Annotated in this window: 18 protein-coding genes, 1 tRNA gene and 1 pseudogene; 5 read left to right on the forward strand and 15 right to left on the reverse strand. The window is 40.2% G+C overall.

All coding sequences use genetic code 11. The features are described from left to right. Window positions 1-478: 478 nt before the first annotated feature. Window positions 479-664 carry a hypothetical protein gene (locus tag ACHFIZ_RS00005; RefSeq protein WP_410881688.1) on the forward strand — a complete coding sequence of 62 codons (186 nt, stop codon included), beginning with the start codon at window positions 479-481 and terminating at the stop codon, window positions 662-664. Between the two features lie 177 nt (window positions 665-841). On the opposite strand, the gene ACHFIZ_RS00010 is transcribed toward ACHFIZ_RS00005, so the two are convergent. The 4 genes from ACHFIZ_RS00010 to ACHFIZ_RS00025 all read right to left on the reverse strand — a co-directional run bounded on the left by ACHFIZ_RS00010 (window position 842) and on the right by ACHFIZ_RS00025 (window position 5,492). Continuing rightward, the gene (locus ACHFIZ_RS00010) at window positions 842-1,873 is read right to left on the reverse strand and encodes a tetratricopeptide repeat protein (RefSeq protein ID WP_410881689.1); all 1,032 of its coding nucleotides are present in this window, start codon (window positions 1,871-1,873) and stop codon (window positions 842-844) included. Window positions 1,874-1,950: 77 nt separating this feature from the next. Next, window positions 1,951-3,087: a TlpA family protein disulfide reductase gene (locus tag ACHFIZ_RS00015; RefSeq protein ID WP_410881690.1), complete on the reverse strand. Its 1,137-nt coding sequence runs from the start codon at window positions 3,085-3,087 to the stop codon at window positions 1,951-1,953. A gap of 39 nt (window positions 3,088-3,126) precedes the next feature. Further along, window positions 3,127-3,936 (reverse strand): hypothetical protein, encoded by an 810-nt coding sequence (locus ACHFIZ_RS00020; protein WP_410881691.1) that lies wholly within the window; start codon window positions 3,934-3,936, stop codon window positions 3,127-3,129. 8 nt (window positions 3,937-3,944) lie between these two features. Next, on the reverse strand, window positions 3,945-5,492 hold the full coding sequence (locus tag ACHFIZ_RS00025) for a GNAT family N-acetyltransferase (RefSeq protein ID WP_410881692.1): 1,548 nt from the start codon (window positions 5,490-5,492) through the stop codon (window positions 3,945-3,947). Between the two features lie 54 nt (window positions 5,493-5,546). On the opposite strand from ACHFIZ_RS00025, the gene ACHFIZ_RS00030 reads away from it, so the two are divergent. Next, the gene (locus ACHFIZ_RS00030; RefSeq protein ID WP_410881693.1) at window positions 5,547-6,548 is read left to right on the forward strand and encodes a 2-hydroxyacid dehydrogenase; all 1,002 of its coding nucleotides are present in this window, start codon (window positions 5,547-5,549) and stop codon (window positions 6,546-6,548) included. Between the two features lie 134 nt (window positions 6,549-6,682). On the opposite strand, the pseudogene ACHFIZ_RS00035 reads toward ACHFIZ_RS00030, so the two are convergent. The 8 genes and pseudogenes from ACHFIZ_RS00035 to ACHFIZ_RS00070 form a co-directional block, all read right to left on the reverse strand. Next, window positions 6,683-6,940: pseudogene (locus ACHFIZ_RS00035) on the reverse strand (DUF1493 family protein); the annotation flags it as partial. A 144-nt stretch (window positions 6,941-7,084) separates the two neighbouring features. Next, on the reverse strand, window positions 7,085-7,321 hold the full coding sequence (locus ACHFIZ_RS00040) for a hypothetical protein (RefSeq protein ID WP_410881694.1): 237 nt from the start codon (window positions 7,319-7,321) through the stop codon (window positions 7,085-7,087). Between the two features lies 1 nt (window position 7,322). Further along, entirely contained in the window at window positions 7,323-7,559 is a 237-nt protein-coding gene (locus ACHFIZ_RS00045) for a hypothetical protein (RefSeq protein ID WP_410881695.1), read from the reverse strand. A 646-nt stretch (window positions 7,560-8,205) separates the two neighbouring features. Beyond that, window positions 8,206-8,394 carry a hypothetical protein gene (locus ACHFIZ_RS00050; RefSeq protein ID WP_410881696.1) on the reverse strand — a complete coding sequence of 63 codons (189 nt, stop codon included), beginning with the start codon at window positions 8,392-8,394 and terminating at the stop codon, window positions 8,206-8,208. Window positions 8,395-8,657: 263 nt separating this feature from the next. Then, window positions 8,658-9,113: an ORF6N domain-containing protein gene (locus tag ACHFIZ_RS00055; RefSeq protein ID WP_410882242.1), complete on the reverse strand. Its 456-nt coding sequence runs from the start codon at window positions 9,111-9,113 to the stop codon at window positions 8,658-8,660. 325 nt (window positions 9,114-9,438) lie between these two features. Beyond that, entirely contained in the window at window positions 9,439-9,648 is a 210-nt protein-coding gene (locus tag ACHFIZ_RS00060) for a hypothetical protein (protein WP_410881697.1), read from the reverse strand. Between the two features lies 1 nt (window position 9,649). Beyond that, entirely contained in the window at window positions 9,650-11,413 is a 1,764-nt protein-coding gene (locus ACHFIZ_RS00065; RefSeq protein ID WP_410881698.1) for an RHS repeat domain-containing protein, read from the reverse strand. 91 nt (window positions 11,414-11,504) lie between these two features. After that, a complete protein-coding gene (locus ACHFIZ_RS00070; RefSeq protein WP_410881699.1) occupies window positions 11,505-11,798 on the reverse strand; it encodes a hypothetical protein in 294 nt (97 codons plus the stop codon). 1,867 nt (window positions 11,799-13,665) lie between these two features. On the opposite strand from ACHFIZ_RS00070, the gene ACHFIZ_RS00075 reads away from it, so the two are divergent. After that, on the forward strand, window positions 13,666-15,195 hold the full coding sequence (locus ACHFIZ_RS00075) for a redoxin family protein (protein ID WP_410881700.1): 1,530 nt from the start codon (window positions 13,666-13,668) through the stop codon (window positions 15,193-15,195). Between the two features lie 245 nt (window positions 15,196-15,440). Here the strand turns inward: ACHFIZ_RS00075 and ACHFIZ_RS00080 are convergent. The 3 genes from ACHFIZ_RS00080 to ACHFIZ_RS00090 all read right to left on the reverse strand — a co-directional run bounded on the left by ACHFIZ_RS00080 (window position 15,441) and on the right by ACHFIZ_RS00090 (window position 17,093). Beyond that, window positions 15,441-15,514: transfer RNA gene (locus ACHFIZ_RS00080), tRNA-Arg, on the reverse strand. A gap of 101 nt (window positions 15,515-15,615) precedes the next feature. Beyond that, window positions 15,616-16,080 carry a redoxin domain-containing protein gene (locus ACHFIZ_RS00085; RefSeq protein WP_410881701.1) on the reverse strand — a complete coding sequence of 155 codons (465 nt, stop codon included), beginning with the start codon at window positions 16,078-16,080 and terminating at the stop codon, window positions 15,616-15,618. A gap of 104 nt (window positions 16,081-16,184) precedes the next feature. Continuing rightward, window positions 16,185-17,093: an SDR family oxidoreductase gene (locus ACHFIZ_RS00090; protein ID WP_410881702.1), complete on the reverse strand. Its 909-nt coding sequence runs from the start codon at window positions 17,091-17,093 to the stop codon at window positions 16,185-16,187. 184 nt (window positions 17,094-17,277) lie between these two features. Between ACHFIZ_RS00090 and atpD the strand changes: the two genes are divergently transcribed. Both atpD and atpC read left to right on the forward strand, forming a co-directional pair. Next, complete coding sequence (gene atpD / locus ACHFIZ_RS00095) at window positions 17,278-18,780, forward strand: F0F1 ATP synthase subunit beta (RefSeq protein ID WP_410881703.1); 1,503 nt, start codon at window positions 17,278-17,280, stop codon at window positions 18,778-18,780. Window positions 18,781-18,802: 22 nt separating this feature from the next. Then, window positions 18,803-19,045, forward strand: a complete 243-nt coding sequence (gene atpC, locus ACHFIZ_RS00100) for an ATP synthase F1 subunit epsilon (protein ID WP_410881704.1) — start codon at window positions 18,803-18,805, stop codon at window positions 19,043-19,045. The last annotated feature ends 123 nt before the right edge of the window (window positions 19,046-19,168 follow it).

Consider the following 19,168-nt stretch of genomic DNA (forward strand, 5'->3'; position numbering starts at 1 on the left):
ATAGTATATATATACCAGCATAAATCGTGAATTATTATTTGGCCGTAGTGTAACCCATAAAACCTGAGCTGCCTGCTTATCCAAAAATGAAAATTTTGAAAAGATAATTGCGATTGTCAAAATAAATCGTACTTTTGTTGCGAGAGCGTTAATTTAGGGGGATGAGTCTTAGGATTTGTCCCCTTTCTTATGCCGGTAACTTTCCAATCACTGGCGATAAGTTTATATGAAACGTAGACAAGGGATTTTCAGATTTATTTTAATCGACGAAAGCTCCCATCTTCCTTCAAGCTGCTCGCCGATTTTACTCAGCGAATTTTTTTTACAACTCGAAATTATGGTAACCAGCGATATAAAAGCTGCCTACGTTAGGTTCTTCATATGTTTATATCAGTAAATTTAACAGCCAAGTGTTAAGTAAATATTAAATGCAAATTATTTAAACTATTTTACAAAATATATATAATCATTATATTACATGCTATTCGGCAACGCCGACCAAGAGATATTAAGAATTAGGCCAATCAAACACATCACGATAAGGAACTTGAGACACATTGTTGGACAAGAAGAGATGGTCCATACTGGAAGGAAGTTGCTAGAACAAAATAGATACAATTTAAACTACGCAGTTAAGATTGATATTCTTCCGCTGATCTCGTAACTACTCGCGAAAAATTGGTTTGAAGAGAGGCTAAAAACTTCGTAATTCTCAATGTTAGCAAGGCTGGAGATATCTAATTCTAAATCAAACTGTATGTTTGTCAAGGTTCCTTTACCCTTAAAAATCCCTTCTTGTCCTGCTTTCAGCTCTAGAGAAGCGTAACACGTCTCGTGTAATTTACAACTCCTTTCTCGCATTTGCCTCTTGCCATTTTTTAAAGTTGACAAATTGCACTTGGTTTTCATTAATCCATTGCTGGTTCTCCTTTTGATTAGCCGTGAAACCGATGATGTGGGCAACCACCGGCATAAACTCCGATTTGGCTATTTTATCAACGTAATCACCATAGAACGACCAAAGGAACTCCTTACTAGCCGTTTTAGCCGAAAGTTCTCCTATTGTAGAGAAAATCATTTTTAATTGTTGCTGTAATTTTTCAATCTCCGAAAGACCAGGGATTAAACCTGCCGAGAGACTGGACATGCTAACTGCCAGGTTTGCAGCGTTTCGTTCAGAATCGCCTCCTGATCCAATAGAAATGTTACTGCCTTTTTCGGTTTTGGCTACACCAGATCCTAGAAGCACCTGAAGGTCTTTAAAGGCAGAAATTGATCGTTCCGAATTGGGCTCTAAGATCAAAAAGTTACAAAATGCCAGTACAGCATCCACCTTTGTAAGAGAATTATTCATAGTCAGTAGGGCATACAACCTGTGGCTGCTTGAATGTGAAGGTTTCATCTTCAACGACTGAATTAGATAGGACAGTGCCTCCTTATCTTTTCCCATTCTTCCATAAGTAATGGCAATGTTGTAGTAAATTCCTTGATTACCTGGATTAGCCTCGATACCCATCTTAAAGTTCGCTATAGCTTTTTCCTTTTCATCCAGATCATCGTAAATGCTTCCTAACATATCATATGCACTGGCTGTAGTACCATTTTTTGTTTTAGTCACTCGCTCCAGATAGGGGATCGCATCTTTATTCGCTCCTGTGCTCATTAGTGTAAAGGCGATCTCATAATTGGCATTGGGATTTTCAGGTTCGATCTTTAATGCCTCTTTATAACTGAGAACTGCTTCCGCATATTTTTTCTCATCGTGCAACTTAATACCTTTGGTAATAAATTCTTTGACCTTGGCATTGTCATCTTGTGGCATTGCCTTAAGTGAAATGAAAAGAAATACAAGGATGAAGGCTAATTGTTTCATAGTTAATAAAGAATGGAGTGGAAGATATTGAAATTGATTAGGTAAAATTATAGGCAAACCAAAAGCGCAGCAAAAAGTTAAAGAGGTGGCAGAGGCCCGGGCTTAAGGTAGGTTTCCAAATCCATTGCGATAGCATCAATTCCGAGATCTTGGGAGAGGATGATCCCAGACTGATCTGTTAGAAACATATATGGCAATCTTTGGGTACTAAGGCTTCCTAAGTTAGGCGATTTGGCATGGAGCAAATCAGAATATTGTGGCCAGATAAGTTTATCATCCTTGATCACGGTGGTCCACCATTTCTTATGCTTATCTAAAGATATGCCTATGAATTCCACATCCCGATTTTTGTATTGTTCGTATAATGATACCAGTTTTGCATTGTTTACCCTGCAGTCATTATCATAAGAAAGCCAGCAAATAAAAAGATTGACCTTCTTAAGTATTTTGGGATCAAAGGGCTTTCCGGAAGGATTTGTACCTGAAACATCTGACATCTTTGCACCTAACTCCCGACTGGATGCTTTGGTTATTTCAAAAATAAGATTTTTACCTTCTTTACTATCTTTAACCTCGTTTGAAAGATTATTGATCAGCTCGAGGTACCCTTTACCGTGTTTACCAAGAAAGCCATCTTCTTCAATCATCATTAATGTAAAAAGGGATGCAGGATTTCCCTTGGCAAATTCTTTAACAATATTATAATGCTGTTCGCCTTTAAGCTCAGTCCAGCGGTTGTAGTTGTTGGCCGCCTGTGTGACTGTTTCTGGGGTGGAATTGTTCAGCATTTCCTTCGCGACCCTCATACTGTCATTAAGTGCTTTTAACATATGCGCCTCCAGCTTGTAATAGCTAATGATCTCCATACCTTGTTTAGAGGAAGAACTTATCACAGGATATTTGGAGCTATTGTTAGCATCAAATTCTACCTCTTGGGCACCTTCATCCAGATAGATCCAAAATGAAAGATTACCTTTGGAACTTAACTCTAGTCTGCCGTAACTACTTTTCTTTAACCGGACCTTATATATTTGCGGTTCACTTTTAAGGCTTTTTACCAGGATAGCTTTGGCAGAGTTTGTTGATGGATAGACACTAACTACAGCATTGTAATCGAAGCCGGTCGCCTTAATAGTTAGGACGCTTTCCTTATCGCAAGAAGTCAAAAACAAGGGGATTAGAATGCAGATAATCAGCCGAGATGCGTTTTTCATATAGAGCGTATTTGGTTAGCATCCTAAATATAAGAAGATTTATTTTATTGCCAATCTTCTTTTTGCTTCTATTGTATATCTGTTCTGCTGAAGCGCTGCATCCAGCTTACGTACTGCCTGTTGATAATAAACCCTTTTGTCCTTTAAGTCTGGTGCTGTAGCGATTAGGTAAGCACTGACTGGAGATGTTTTGTGACGATCAATAAAAGCTTCCCTCGCTCGAAATATCTCTCCTTTAAAGAACCCATCGTCAAGTCCTTCATACTCATCCATAATTTTCCTGTAGTTGATCATGTCGTCTTTAGCTTGTGCAACCGTTGCTAAAAAGTTTAAACTATCAAGCTTCTTCTGAAACACCAAAGTGACCCTGGATATCACTGCGAGATAGCTTTGTAACTCTTTCGTTGCTTCGGAATTTGTATTTACATTAATTGGAAAAGGGTTAAGATTAGTCCGGGTAGGAATAGAAACATTTGAGATGTCTTTGATTGGACTAGTTATATGATAATCTGAGTTGGGGTCTAGATAAATTCTAGTTCTCGAAAATAAGGTATCTGGAGTACCCAATCGACTACCATTCTTTAAAATTTGCGCCTGGCGGTTTGGGTTTTTCCAACTTATTAAGAGGTTGTAAACTCCTTCATCCAATGCTTCTATCTTCATTTGAAATTTATGGTCTGCTACCGTAACACCAGCAATTTGATGAGAATTATCGTCTGGCCATAAGGTTACTACAGATTGATCTGGCAGGCCTAGTTCACCTGTGATTTTGTAAGTACCTTCTCGTATACAGCTATAAAATGTCACAGATAATAGTAAAAATATAATTGAGGTATAACACTTTCTCATAAGCATCATTATTTCTTGCTCTTGTTTAAGATCTTGTAAATATCTAATCTACGATCCTTTAAGTTCCTAACCGCACCAAAGTTGTGGAGCTCTTTCAAAAGATCTACATCTACATCTGCAATCAAAGTCATTTCTGTATTAGGCGTTGCCTCGGCCTTAATTCCATTACTTGGGAAAGAAAAGTCTGAAGGTGTGAATACGGCCGACTGGGCATATTGGATATCCATGTTGTGGACTTTGGGAAGGTTACCAACACTGCCGGCAATGGCGACATAACATTCATTTTCAATGGCTCTCGCCTGTGCACAACTCCTTACTCTGGTATAACCATTCTGTGTATCTGTCATGAAAGGAACAAACAGGATTTGCATTCCCTGCTCGGCTAGAAGTCTAGGTAACTCAGGGAACTCCACATCATAGCAAATTAGAATACCAATTCTACCGCAGTCTGTATCGTATGTAACAATAGAATCGCCGCCTACCATTCCCCATCCGCTTTTTTCTGCCGGGGTGATGTGAATCTTTCTATACATCTCAGAAGAGCCATCTCTTCTACATAAAAAGCCTGCATTATACAGCATCCCATTGTCCAGATAAGGCATACTTCCCGTTATAATATTGATGTTATAGCTAACGGCAAGTTCCATAAACTTATCACGTAATGGAATAGTGAAGTTCGCAATTTCACGCATGGCATCGGCACTGCCTAGGTGATTATAAGCAGACATTAGTGGTGCATTGAAAAACTCAGGGAACATGACGAAGTCACTTTGATAATCACTAATTACGTCAACAAAAAACTCAATCTGCTCCACAATGGATTCTAGACTTGGAAATGGCCTCATTTGCCATTGTACTAGTCCCAGTCTCACTACTGATTTTTTAGAATTGATATGTTTAGCTTCTTCGTTGTAATAAATATTATTCCATTCTAAAAGTGAGGCGTACTCAAGCGACTGTGTGTCACCTGGAAGATAGCCTTTTAGTATTTTTCTAACGTGGAAGTCGTTCGCCAGCTGAAATGATAGTGTTGGATCATGGATCTCTTTACCCTTAACTTTGAGCAGATATTCCTTAGGCGTAAGCTGACTTGCATAGTTTTTATACTCAGGTATTCTTCCTCCTGCAATGATGGCCCTTAAATTATGGCGTTCACAAATTTCCTTTCTTGCATCGTAGAGCCTTCTGCCGATACGCATCCCTCTAAAATCAGGATGTACGAAGAAGTCGATCCCGTAAAGCACATCTCCCTCCTCATCATGTGTAGAGAAAGTATAGTTGCCCGTAATTTGGCCGTAAGTGTGGTTGTCTCCAAAGAGCTCATAATCCACAATAAGTGACAAAGCACAGCCTGCAATTGCATCGTTTACCACAAGACAAATCTGACCTTCCGGAAAGATTTCTATCAATTTATTGATATGCTGCTCCCCCCAAACTGACGCTCCCTCCCATTCAGAATAAGCTTCAATCATGGAAGCTTTTAGCCCCAAATAGTCATCTTTTGTAAGTGTTCTTAACTCAATTTTTAAGTCGTCATGTTTATTTTCGTTATCCATATTAACTGCTACTCGATAGGTAAGGCCACAATATAATTAAATGTATCTTTAGAAATGAAGATTGCATTCTTTTCTGCCAAGCCGTACGACAAAACGTTCTTTGAGGATCACAATAAGGACTATGGATTTCAACTGGAATTCTGGGAAACACATCTTGGTCCGCATATCGTGAATGCGGTTGACCAAGGCACCGAAGTGGTCTGTGTATTCGTGAATGATAAATTAACTGTAGAGGTGATCGAAACCCTTGCAAATAAGGGAGTAAAGATCATAGCCTTGCGTTGTGCGGGCTTTAATAATGTGGATTTAGCTGCTGCTAAAAAGTTCAACATAAGAGTTTGTCGGGTACCTGCCTATTCTCCGGAAGCAGTTGCAGAGCATGCGACGGCGATGCTTTTAACTTTAAACCGGAAAACCCATAAAGCATACAACCGGGTTCGGGAACAGAACTTTTCTTTGAATGGTTTAATGGGCTTTAACCTCCATGGAAAAACAGTGGGGGTAATTGGAACTGGGAAAATAGGCAAAGCTTTCTGTAAGATCATGCTGGGATTTGGATGTAAGGTATTCGCCTACGACCCTTTTGAAGATGAGGGTCTGAAAAGCATTGGCGTTCAGTACAAGGAGTTCGATGAGTTGCTGCAATCTTCAGAGATCATCTCTCTACATTGTCCACTTAGCGCTGAGAATCATCACTTAATTTCTGCGAAATCATTAGAGTTGATGCGGAAGAATGTAACCATTATTAACACCAGCCGGGGAGGCTTACTAAATACACATGATGTAATTCAAGCTTTAAAGTCGGGTCAGATTGCGTATTTGGGAATAGATGTTTATGAACAGGAAGAAAAGTTGTTTTTCAAAGATCTTTCTGGAAGTATCATTGAAGATGACGACATACAAAGGCTAATGAGCTTTCCTAATGTTTTACTTACTGGTCATCAGGCTTTCTTTACGGAAGATGCGCTGGCGCAGATTGCTTCAATTACACTGAACAGTATAAGTGAAATAATTAATGGGATGGCGCCGAAAGATGCCGCTGTGATTTTGGTCTAAACCAGAGGATACTTAGCTGGGTATTCAACCTTGTTGTAAAAAAATCTGGTATTACATTTTTCTTACTATTAGTAGCTTGAAATTGCTCTTTCATTAATGCACTCACCGTTGTTAGGACGACAATCCTTAAAATGTTAATTGTTTATAACATCTTCATCTAATCGGCCGAATGTTATTCCTTTTTCCAAATGACCAACGGTCAACTTCTTTTTTTGAGTTTTAGATTTACTTGTAAATAATCTTATCAAAGCAGGTAATATTACGTCGCCTTCGGCACTGAAATAATTATCAGCAATAAAATTTGAAGCATCAACATTAAATATTTTTCCATAAGATATAATAAATTCAATAGCATCATCACCATATACTCCTAAATCATCTTCAATGAATGCCTCGTCTGTTAGATAAGGGCGGCAAAGACAGGGACAAGTAAGCCCCTTCCAGCCAACTGGCTAACTTTAAGCTGCCCGGGGCGTTATAAAACTATTTTGGCTGGATCCTGACGGGTATCCCAGAACACCAAAAGTTCTATTCGATTATCTTTTATTCTGTAGAACAGGCACACCTGCTTTTAACACTACGCATTTATGGGTGTCGCTTTCCTTTGAACGGGGATAGAGCAAGGGGTTTTTATAAATAAGGTCGATCACTTCTTCTGTCCGTTTTACAAAAGCTTCCAATTCTTTGTACGTCCACTTATCATTTAGATATTCCAATATCCGGTAATAGCTAATCTTGGCCGTAGGAGACCAAATAATGGAATAAACTGCCAAATTATCTGCCTAGAAAACGGCTCTTTATTTCGGTCATAACCTGTGCATGGGGAGTACCCTCGCCACGGTCCAGCTCTGACTTTGCCTTATGAATGGTCTGTTTTACCTCTACAGGGATTTCTGTCCAGAAATCGGCCTCCGATAGACCGATCAATGATTTTATTTCGTTCAGCAGATTATCATCAGTGCTCTGAATGATCTTTTCTACTATCTTATATTTTAGGGCAATATCCATCATTCACAATTTACATAAGTATAAAGGTAGTTATTCTACTTTTATTGCCCTCATCTCAACGGATAACATCTAACGTTCTTTTAAACTTACATAACGGTGCCCTGCCGTATATTGGGCCGTACGCAGGTCTTTTCCTTTAGCCATTCGACAATTACACTTTGGCGTATCTGAATGGCACTCTTTAGCTTTGGATTGATTTTTCGAAGGCCATGGCTCAGGTGAAGCAAACTGTTTTTTAGGCTTTCTAGATCGTTTATACCTGTAAAAAGCCTTTCTGTTCTATCTTGGAGTTTGGGACGTATCAGCAAATGGTATTCCTGAATACTCAGGATCTGATAGGACTGCAAGTTTAGATTTATTCCATTTTTTTTATCTGTAGCTGGTATTTGTAATTTACCCTCTCTTATCTTCGAATGTTCCCGACGCAGGGTTTTAAGTTCCTTTCTGGTCAAGCTCCGATACACCAAAAGTCCCAATATCACCACTGTTCATCTTCCGATGATCGGATCATAGAACCTTGCGCCGTAATCGTAATGCCTACCGCAATTTTCGGCTGGTATAAAAGAACGTTCCTTACGGTAAAATTAGTTTTTTGTTCAGGCTTTGCAAGCCTGTTGTTGGTGCATTTTTTTTGTTCCCTCCGGGACTTTTACATTCCTTTGGTGCCATCCTCCCCTCGTACCAATGGAAAGAGCTTCGGATGTGCCGGGGGAGCGAGCGGATCTTTCCATTGGTACGAGGCTGAGCTGGAGCACTTTCCCCTCCTACCGAGTGCTACCGCTGTTCCCCCGACCAGTCTTGAACTGAACCTATAGGCATCCAGCAACAAATTATCCATACCATGCTGCCGCAGGCTTCGCCACTGACTGACCGGAGGGAGGCGGCGGAGCGTCGGGCGGTGCGGCTATTTAAAATAATACACATTATAGCAACAGCTTTGGCCGTAGGAGGACTTCGTGCGGCTGTTCTATAATTCGTGTTATGTTTATTTAGCTTTAGGGCGGTTCCTTCAACCACCGAAGGGTCGGCCAAGCTAAGGGCAAAGGGGTCAGGGGGAAGCGAACCCTCAAGCGAGCTAGCTGTTCCTTTTGCCCGGGACCACTATTTCCTATCATTGTTGATTTTATAACCGATACTTTTTCGTTCCGGCACAAGCTGGTCTTTCTTCTCCAGCAGCTCATCCAGATATTGGAATACCACCTCCATGTTCTTGTCCTGGTTATCCAGTTTTTTTTTGATTTTCTCTACTTCCAGACGAAGTTCGGTATGTTTGCTCAACATCTGCCTAATACGGGTAAAGGTTCTGATGATCTGTATATTTACCTCTATGGCCGTTTCGCTGTTAAGCACGCTTGACAACATCGCCACGCCCTGTTCACTAAAGACATTTGGTGGCTTCCTTAAGCCCATCTTCTCTTTATTGGATATCACGTTCTGTGATTTCCAATCCGATAGTTCCTCACTAGTCATCTGGAACATAAAGTCGGCAGGAAAGCGTTTTTTATTCCGTTTTATAACTCCGGCTGAATTTGGGGTACTATTAATGAATACTGAAATTAATGCCTAGAAAAAAATCTCTAGTAAAGTGTTGCAATTCCAACTAAGTGTATATACAGCCTATTAGATAAACAGCAGAGCTTGGCTCAATGAACCAGGCTTTGCTCTTGTTCAGTCACAATTACGAGAGATACACGGCTATAATTTATATTATTTTGTAGATGATATAAATTAGTGAAATTGCCCCAATAACAACAAAAAAAAGCCAATATTTTTTAATGGTACTCCATCCATCATTATTTGAGAATTTTGCCATTAGGCCAATTGATAAAAACAAAAATGACGAGAGTAACTTGATGAACATTTCAAATTCCATAATCTACAGTTAAATTTGAGCTGGCAACGATTTAAAGATAAATCCTATACCAACCATAGTACACATAATAACACTACCCCATAAACCAATATAGGTAGAAAGTGTAGGGCCTTCCCAATTTTTTTTTTCTGAAGAAGGCTTTTCATTTCTAACATTTCGGTATATCAGATATGCCGCTATTAAAAAGCCAACGCCAATAAAAAAAAGTTTAAAATCCATACTATTTATCTTTGTCTTTGTCTCTTAGCTTATCGACCGTTTTATCTGTTTGTGATTTGACTCCACTTTCTATAAGCCCCATCGCCTGTTTAACCCCTTCTTTAATTTGTGGCGAAAGACTTGGCGTTGGCCCTGGTATCATTTGATCTACCGCTTTATCTCCTATTCTTCCAATAACCTCATAGGTTGCTTCATTTGCTGAAGTAACTGCAGCATTTTTGCCACTACCTCCAACTAATTCTACAACTATTTCTAGACCCGCCCCAGCCAATGAAACTGCCTTACCTGCCGCCGCAAGTCCTGCTCCTGGTGCGGCGCCTACCCCAGCAATTGGCGCCCCGGCCACAGCTGCAATCCCTCCAACTACAACTGTTTTGTCACCTACATCTTGCATACCTTTCGCCACGCTTAAAAGAGTTTCCTTATTTTCTGCAGTCCATTTTTGAGTTGCGATCCCAGCTTTAGTAACCGCAGATGCAGTTTGATTATAAGCGCTCTTTGTGGTTGCTACGGATTTATCGTAAGTCTTGGAAACAGTAGATACAGTAGAAGTATATGCTTTCCTTAAATCAGCCATAGATGGCCAAGGCCACATTCCATCAGGGTCAATAAACCTAATTGGATTATTGAAAGCATAATTGTATGGAGACCACCGTCTCATTTGCTCAGCTAGAGGATCGATCACATTCCATCTACCGATGATCGGGTCATAAAACCTTGCTCCATAATCCAGCATTTTCAGTTCATCCTGCTTCTCTTTGCCATTGTACTGGTACCTGTTCTCCGATCCCAGAACCGAGCCGACCTGTACTGCCTTGCCAAAAGCATAGTATTCCTCTTCCTGGATCTTTCTTGCCGATCCCGCATTGATATCAAAGTACACCCTTCCATTACCCAGGTGATCAGCCAGCATATATTCATACAGGTAAACCGGATCCGTTCCACTGCCATTCCTGGTCACCCGGCCTTCAGCACTCTGTATAAATGCAAAGGCACCACCCTCATAATGGATACCTTGAATATAATCATTATTACTCAACGCTCCAAAAACCTTTCGAAGTTTACTGCCAGAGGCATCATATGTGTAAGTCAGCATATTGCCACCCTTCGTCATCGCTTTGGGTAGGCCCATGTGGTTGTAGGTAATACCGGAAATGTTGTTCGCTGTACTGCCAGAATTGGTCCTTGCCGTCATACTCCCGTTGCCGTTATAGCTATAGCTGGTCGTTCCAGCCAACTGGTACTCTGCAGAGGTATTCGCATTCCCATCTGCAATGCTGTTCAACTGATTGCTCCCTGTAGCATAGGTGTAACTCAACTGGTCGACAAAGGCGCTGGTCAGCTTGCGCTGCAGGGTAAGAATATTCCCCATCTTATCATAGCTCAGCTCCTCATTGTTGCCGGTGCTGGCTATGGCAGAAGTCAACCGGTTCAACCCGTCATAACCGTAATTGTAGTACTTGCTCCCTGTCCACTCCTGGCGCTCAATGTTCCCGTTGTACTGCGCGGTTGCCCCTGAAATTGCTTCATTGTATTTCAGTTCCTGGGTAAACAGCGTTGATGATTGTGAACTCAGCCATCCACGCTCGTTATAGACATAGCTCACCGGCTGAGCAAAGCTGCTCCCAAAATTGGTACTGTGCAGGCTTTTGTTCTTCAACTGGCCAACCTCATTGTAGACAAGCCTGGACAGCAACACTGAACTGTTCGCCGTGGTAGCACTGGTATTCCCTGTTTTTTGGTAAGTATCAACAGCCCTGCCCATGTGGTCATAACTGAAGTCGTTTTTAACATACAGACTCTACACCCCGGCCAGGCAATGCCTGCGCACACTGGATTTCAGCTCACCCGCAAAGTTATAACGATCTTCCCAAATCATCATATTTGCTGAAGGTCCATTGCTGGGGAGATACACCACGCTGTACCGAATCCTGGGTCATCACCAGCTGGTCCAGTTTGTTGTATACCATAAACTCCCAGCCTTTAACAGGAAGTTTCTTTTTTACCAGCCTTCGCCTCCTGTCATAACGGTAAGCATATACCAGACCCCTGAATGATGCATCGGTTTCAGCAAAACTTGTCGAACTGAACACCGGGGGCACCAAGTACCGAAGGTTGCCCAAGTCATCATAAACAGAATAGGTAGACAAAGCAACTCATGTGTTGTGCCTTCATTTCCTTATACCCAGTTCTCATCTACGCTGACTGTTTTACGCCGACTACTTGTGCCGACTACAACTAAACCACAACACAACTCTTAAAGGCGAACTAATTGATCCGGCATTCCGACATTTTAATTTTAGACCTTTCCCACTTTGCCTTTTGATGAAGCGTTCTGGTTGATATGTGGTTTATACTGAAACTTTTCGGATACCGCTTTGCTATGTGTTTTATGGCTGTTTGCTTCGGGCCGAGCCGAAGCAGACACGAAGCAGACCCGAAGCAGACACGAAGCCGAGACATTGCAGAGGCAACTAGTAATGAACCACTGAGGCTCTTCTTTGTAGTCCTGAAATAAGGAAATGTAGTAATATATAGTACCATGATTAGCAGCAGCATTGGTTGATTGCTGAAACGAACCTACAATACTGATATTAAAAAAAAGAAGGTTTTACACCTAAAATGGGTTAACTGAACACTTAAACTGGTAAGTGTGCACATAAATCCTTAAGTGTACAGCTAAAATGCTGACTGCGCAGTTAAGTATTAAGTGTTCAGTAGACCGGTATGTGAATTTAACGTTAAATCGTATGTTTTCTAAGCGCTATTCTGTCGATATTAAACAACTAGGCATTAAAAATCCACCATCAAAGAACATTGGGGAGTGTTGCAGCGTAAAGTCAACAGCCTGAAGTTGGATTAATTAAATAGCATCTGGAAACTTATCCGCAGGCAGGGCTTAAAAAGCGGTAAGGTCAGTTTTTGGTGCGCAGTGTGTAACTCTTGTTATTGCGGAAAAGTAATAGTGCCAAAATTAGGTACTGAAGAACGCTACCTGGTAGAAAGCATACATGAACCATTAATTACTGAAAACCTTACGGGGGATAATGTTCTGCTCGAAGTGTAACTACTTATTAATCGATAGCGCCTCTAAAGGTAGAAATCGATTATACTATTGTTTAAAATCATTAAATCATGCGAGTTATTGCTTGCGGATGCAATCACCACAAAAGACTATAAAGAAATCAAATTTACCGCTGAAAACACCATCCTCAAGCTCGAAGCCAGCATCAATGAATTTGTTAAAAAAACCGAGTCTGACTACAATAACTTAAGCCGGGCTCAAGTAAAAAGTAATGGGTGCAAGCGGTGAAAGCGCAACGACCAAAAAAGTAGAGTGCGGGACAACTACGTGTACCATGACATATCATTGTCCTGGTACAGGATGCGGATGTATGCCGTCCGGTTGGGATGAAAATGATAACCCCACTACACTAAACTGTGGCGCTATTGCAGGTTAATTGAATATCAAGCGGCTTGAAAAATGCCGCTTGATACATTTTTACTTTATTTGTTCCCTTGCGGGATTGACTGTCAAATATTTTAAGGTACCCTTTGGAGGAAATAAAGCCAACAAAAAATGCTAGATTAGAAAACCAGATTTGTGAACCTCGTTTATTATCTATACCAATTGTGTATAGAGGCAGAATCTATAAGCGTTAGTTCCACTTGGATATTATTAAATAGGTGTCTATCTGTTGCGGCGAAAATAGAGCACCGCGCAAAACTGGGATAAGCAATATGGCGCTGCTAAGATGGTTGTTTGATAATGCCTGTGATATCTTGTTTGGTTTAATACGAAAATGTCCAATCTACAGCAAATTGATGTGAAATGGCATGCTTAAGACAGTTAATATGTGTTAACACCGTTGTATGCCGGTATTTAACATTGTATACTTGAGAGTTTATCGGTTAAATAAACAATGTTATTGCATATTCATTAGGAGAATTATTTGCAAAAAAACTTTAATCGTAACTAACTATGTTAGGGGAAAAATTATTATTAATCATAATTCAATGAAATCGAAATTATGCATTGCGGCTTTGACAGTCGTTCTTATTACAGGTGTCGGAACTATCCAGGCTCAGCAACCGAGCATTGCAAAAGACTATGCATTTCATCAGAGGATAACGAAATTGAAGCAACAAATACAATCTAATCCTGACAGTCTTAAATTCCACAAAGAACTAATCGATTCCCTGCGCCGCAATACAGTAGCATTAGATGAACAATATACAAGATGGATTAAAGAGTTTCCAAAATCTGCGATTATCCCATATGCCATTGGCAGTTACTATGAAAGGATAGAAAGTTCGGAAGCAAAACGTTACTTGTTGATCGCAGTAGAAAATAACCCCAAATTATCCGAGGCTTGGTATTTACTATCCCGGGACGCTGAGCGGTGGGGCCTTCTCACTGAATCAAAAGAATACGTGCAGAAAGCTATTGACATTGCACCTAAGAACGTTGATTATCGGCTTGTACAATTCTTTTTTGAAAAAGACCCCAAAAAATTTATTAATCTTGGACTGAAGATAGTTGACGATTTCCCTCAAAGTGAAAGTTCCGCCCTTGCTTTATATTGGATCGGTGAAAAAACAAAGGATATTAAAAATAAAGTAAAATATCTAGGCTTGCTTGTTAAAACGTTTTCTCCCTCAAAATTTCAGGTATCTAATATTGCCGTTAAGCCATATTTTGACGCACTTTTACTCGACAATCTGAAAAATGCAATAGTACAGGCAAAAATAATGAGCAGGACGGGTGAGCTTCGAGAAACTTGGACAAATTACGTCAAACAAGCACAAACTATAGCTTTAGCAGACAGCCTAATCAAGTTAAATAAAGGTTCGGAAGCTTTGGTGGCTTTATTAGATGTGCGTCTTGGACAGTATCTGGGTTTTAATAAGGTATTAGAGTCGATGAAAGCGAATGCCTATAGCCTACAGGGAAAGCATAATGCTGCCTACTTATCTTTGATAAATGCATTCCTTCAGCACCCCTCTAAGGAAATAAATAATCTGATTTATCAATACGGGCAAAAGCTGAATAAAGATGAACACAAAATTAAAAAAGACATATGGAACAAGGTCGATTCCATAGCTCGCCCTGCTACACAATTTAGCTTAAAAAAAACGCTTGGTGTAGATACCGTTTCTCTTGCGGATTATAAAGGAAAGGTTGTGCTACTCACCTATTGGTATCCGGGTTGCGGCCCTTGTAGAGAAGAATTTCCCCATTTTGAGAATGTAATAAAAAAATTCAATCACAAAGATATAGCGTACTTAGCAATAAATATTGTTCCTGCCCAAAATGCCTATGTATCATCTTTTCTGGAAAAAACAGGATACAGCTTTCTTTCTTTGGATGACCCACGTCGGGTCAAACGTGACAAAGGCAACTTGGACAATAGAGGTTTTGCACCTGTGAATTTTCTGATTGATAAACAAGGTCGATTGGTTTTCTCGCAGTTTACTATAAATCAAAAAAATGAGGATGAACTGGAGCTCATGATTAAGATTTTATTGGAGGGAACGGCAGAATAAAGTAGTTGACATTTGGGGTTTGGCCTGCATATTTCACTAAAGGTGACACCTCATTTTGGTCCAAAGTGGCCGCAAAATGAATTGCCGAGTTGCTTTAAATACTGTCTTATCCTACTATCTTGTCACTAAACAAAGGCAACAAAGAGCAAAGACAAGACATCTCCATAAACAAAAAGGCCTGTAGATTATCTACAACGGCCTTGTAAAGTTTTTCAAAGACTTTCCCATATGGGAAACTTGATTTGTGCACTTGTAGGGATTCGAACCCCAAACCTTCTCATCCGTAGTGAGATGCTCTATCCAATTGAGCTACAAATGCATTTTTCCGTTTCATTAACGGATTGCAAAAGTAATACTTGGAAATCAATTTCACAATTTTTTCCGCAAATTATTCAAACCAGTCCGTTAACATTTTGTAGCCTAGGCTTCTATAACCTTTTTGATTGCATCGAAATCAGGCATATTACCCGCATCTTCCAGAACCTCGGCATAAAGAACTTTACCTTCTTCATCTAAAACGAAAGCAGCGCGCTTGGAAACACCTTTCAAATTAAAAACAAAATCTTCGTAAAAAGCACCAAATGCCTTAGAAACTTCTTTGTTGAAGTCAGACAGCAAAGGAAACTGGTAAGCTTGATCTTCCTTGAACTTCGCAAGCGTAAAAGGAGAATCCACCGAAATACCAATAACATCGGCATTCATACCCTCATAGAAACCAAAACTATCTCTCATTGTACAAAGTTGTGCCGTACAAACACCAGTGAAGGCCATAGGAAAGAACTGAATTACCAGCTTTCTTCCTTTATAATCTGCCAACGAAACTTCTTTCAATTCCGAACTGAATAATTTAAAATCAGGAGACTGATCTCCAACTTGTAAAGCCATATCTTTTTTTTAAGCAAATATAAACTTCAAATCCTAAAAAAAAAGGTTTTCCCCAAACCATAAAAAGAGAAACTGGTCGATATGGGTTTTACTAAGAAGTCATATCAAGCCCTCCTTCTGAGCTGCTCGTCGACTATTGCTAGCCCCTCCTTGAAGCTCCTCGGCTGGTATCCTAGCTCGTTTATCGCCTTGGCTAATATGAAGCCTGTCTTTACCGGTCGCTTCGCCGCTTGATTTAAACTCTCCGAACTTATTTCTTTTATCATGTGCTTATCAAGCTCCCAGTAATCGGCCACTTCCGCAACCAGTTCCGAAACACTCATCATGTCTTTTCCCGAGATGTTAAACACCCCCTGGGCATTTTTCTCAACAGCCAACAAGCAGCCATCTGCCAGGTCTTCCGCCAAGGTTGGCATTCTCCATTGATCATTCACAACGTTGATCAGTTTATTACTTTCTATGGCTCCTTTGGCCCATAAAACGATATTACTCCTGCTCATGTCGTTCACAATTCCGTAAACTAGAATCGTGCGGATGATTACCCAAGGGCCGGATGAGCGCTTAACGACTTCCTCTCCTGCTAATTTCGTCCGACCGTATTCACTTAGTGGATTTGGTGCTGCTTCCTCGTCATAAGGACCATCTGCGCCGTCAAAAATAAAATCTGTAGACAGGTGTACAAACTGGATGTTTTCTGAGGCAGCGATAGCAGTTAGGGTTTCAACGGCTACCACGTTTAGTTGCCGGGCAAGTTCAGGTTGCTCATGACTGGTGTCTACGTTAGTCATGGCGGCTGTATTAATAATCGCATCTGGTTTAACCTTTTTAACGACTTGCAGTACCTGAACAGGGTCAAGGATATCCATTTCTGCATAAGTGTATCCTTCCTTCACTGGATAACGATTGGCTCCTTTACAAGTAGCAATCAAATTGAACTGCTTTGTTTGTAAAATTCGCTCTGTAATTTTCTGGCCTAATAGTCCGTTACTACCTGTTACTAAGATGGTTTTCATAGCTTTAAATGATGGTATTTTTGTCGTGTCAAGATAGTATAAAATGCTTTCCCGAAGCTGTTGAAAAATCTTTATACATATATGTATAATTCTTGCTGAAAAATTTTAACTTTGCAAACCGAATTGCGGGCTGCTAAAATGGCCTTTAACAATTTGATATTTATAATTTTACCCAAAACAATATATGCCTAACATTGGAAAAATAGCACAGATTATAGGACCGGTAGTTGACGTGAGTTTTGCTGACGATGCTCATTTACCTAAGATTTTTTCTGCATTAGAGGTTACAAAAGAAAACGGACAAAAGGTCATTTTAGAAGTTCAACAACATCTTGGTGAAGACCGCGTACGTGCAATTTCAATGGATTCGACCGATGGTCTTGTTCGTGGAATGCAAGCAGTGGATACTGGCGCAGCTATACAAATGCCTGTTGGTGACCAAATTAAAGGTCGCTTATTCAATGTTGTGGGTGATGCTATCGACGGTATTAACGCGGTAGATAAAACTGGAGGCAGACCAATTCACAATGCTCCTCCTAGATTTGATGAACTATCTACTGAAACTGAAGTACTTTTTACAGGTATTAAAGTAATCGATTTACTAGAGCCTTATGCTAAAGGTGGTAAGATCGGTTTGTTCGGTGGTGCGGGTGTTGGTAAAACAGTTTTGATCATGGAATTGGTAAACAACATCGCAAAAGCATATGCTGGTTTATCTGTATTCGCTGGTGTTGGTGAGCGTACTCGTGAAGGTAATGACCTTTTACGTGAGTTTATCGAGTCTGGTGTAATTAACTATGGCGACGAGTTCCTTCATTCTATGGAAAAAGGCGGTTGGGACTTAAGTAAAGTTGATACTGAAAAATTAAAAGAATCAAAAGCAACATTGGTATTCGGTCAAATGAATGAGCCTCCTGGTGCACGTGCACGTGTGGCTTTATCAGGCTTGACTGTTGCTGAATATTTCCGTGATGGTGATGGCGAAGGTGCTGGAAAAGACATCCTTTTCTTCGTTGATAATATCTTCCGTTTCACTCAGGCTGGTTCTGAGGTATCTGCCCTTTTGGGTCGTATGCCTTCAGCAGTAGGTTACCAACCAACATTGGCTACCGAAATGGGTTTGATGCAAGAGCGTATCACTTCAACAAAACGTGGTTCAATTACTTCTGTACAGGCCGTTTACGTTCCTGCGGATGATTTGACTGACCCTGCTCCGGCTACAACATTTGCCCACTTAGATGCCACAACGGTATTGTCTCGTAAAATCGCAGAGCTTGGTATTTATCCTGCAGTGGATCCATTGGATTCAACTTCAAGGATTTTGTCTCCAGCTATCTTAGGTGACGAACACTACAACACTGCACAAAGAGTTAAAGAAACTTTACAACGTTATAAAGAATTGCAAGATATCATCGCCATCCTTGGTATGGACGAGTTATCTGAGGAAGATAAACTGATCGTTTCCCGCGCTCGTCGTGTTCAACGTTTCTTATCTCAGCCATTCCACGTTGCAGAGCAGTTTACTGGTTTGAAAGGTGTGCTCGTTGACATTAAAGATACTATCAAAGGGTTTAACATGATCATGGATGGTGAAGTTGATGAGTATCCTGAAGCAGCGTTTAACTTAGTTGGTAACATCGATGAAGCTATCGAAAAAGGTAAAAAACTATTAGCTGAAGTTAACTAATCATTACTATTAGCAATAAAGCATGACATTAGAAATATTAACACCGGATAAGAAAGTTTTTGAAGGCGAAGTAACTTCAGTTACAGTACCGGGAACAATGGGATCTTTTCAAATACTAAGAGACCACGCCCCTATTATTTCAACTTTAGAAGACGGTCCGGTAATTATCAAAACTAAAGAATCCGAAGAAACCTTCGTTATCAAAGGTGGTGTTGTAGAGGTTTTAAAAAACAAAATTATTGTCCTGGCTGAAGGGATTGTTTAATATTTAAAATCATAAAATTTATAAGACCCTTTGATTAATTTCAAGGGGCTTTTTGTTTTATTTCAATGCAATTTTTTATGCTTCATTTTGAAACTACCAATGACTTTTCTCAATTTTAGGAAG

This window comes from Pedobacter sp. JCM 36344 (genome assembly GCF_046546555.1).
Classification (GTDB): Bacteria; Bacteroidota; Bacteroidia; order Sphingobacteriales; family Sphingobacteriaceae; genus Pedobacter.

Excerpts from the sequence above, each read along its gene's own strand:
- ACHFIZ_RS00005 (WP_410881688.1), top strand. The coding sequence starts at position 479 with ATGCTATTCGGCAACGCCGACCAAGAGATATTAAGAATTAGGCCAATC.
- ACHFIZ_RS00010 (WP_410881689.1), bottom strand. The coding sequence starts at position 1,873 with ATGAAACAATTAGCCTTCATCCTTGTATTTCTTTTCATTTCACTTAAG.
- ACHFIZ_RS00015 (WP_410881690.1), bottom strand. The coding sequence starts at position 3,087 with ATGAAAAACGCATCTCGGCTGATTATCTGCATTCTAATCCCCTTGTTT.
- ACHFIZ_RS00020 (WP_410881691.1), bottom strand. The coding sequence starts at position 3,936 with ATGAGAAAGTGTTATACCTCAATTATATTTTTACTATTATCTGTGACA.
- ACHFIZ_RS00025 (WP_410881692.1), bottom strand. The coding sequence starts at position 5,492 with ATGGATAACGAAAATAAACATGACGACTTAAAAATTGAGTTAAGAACA.
- ACHFIZ_RS00030 (WP_410881693.1), top strand. The coding sequence starts at position 5,547 with ATGAAGATTGCATTCTTTTCTGCCAAGCCGTACGACAAAACGTTCTTT.
- ACHFIZ_RS00045 (WP_410881695.1), bottom strand. The coding sequence starts at position 7,559 with ATGATGGATATTGCCCTAAAATATAAGATAGTAGAAAAGATCATTCAG.
- ACHFIZ_RS00050 (WP_410881696.1), bottom strand. The coding sequence starts at position 8,394 with ATGGATAATTTGTTGCTGGATGCCTATAGGTTCAGTTCAAGACTGGTC.
- ACHFIZ_RS00060 (WP_410881697.1), bottom strand. The coding sequence starts at position 9,648 with ATGGATTTTAAACTTTTTTTTATTGGCGTTGGCTTTTTAATAGCGGCA.
- ACHFIZ_RS00065 (WP_410881698.1), bottom strand. The coding sequence starts at position 11,413 with ATGGGCAGGGCTGTTGATACTTACCAAAAAACAGGGAATACCAGTGCT.
- ACHFIZ_RS00075 (WP_410881700.1), top strand. The coding sequence starts at position 13,666 with ATGAAATCGAAATTATGCATTGCGGCTTTGACAGTCGTTCTTATTACA.
- ACHFIZ_RS00085 (WP_410881701.1), bottom strand. The coding sequence starts at position 16,080 with ATGGCTTTACAAGTTGGAGATCAGTCTCCTGATTTTAAATTATTCAGT.
- ACHFIZ_RS00090 (WP_410881702.1), bottom strand. The coding sequence starts at position 17,093 with ATGAAAACCATCTTAGTAACAGGTAGTAACGGACTATTAGGCCAGAAA.
- atpD (WP_410881703.1), top strand. The coding sequence starts at position 17,278 with ATGCCTAACATTGGAAAAATAGCACAGATTATAGGACCGGTAGTTGAC.
- atpC (WP_410881704.1), top strand. The coding sequence starts at position 18,803 with ATGACATTAGAAATATTAACACCGGATAAGAAAGTTTTTGAAGGCGAA.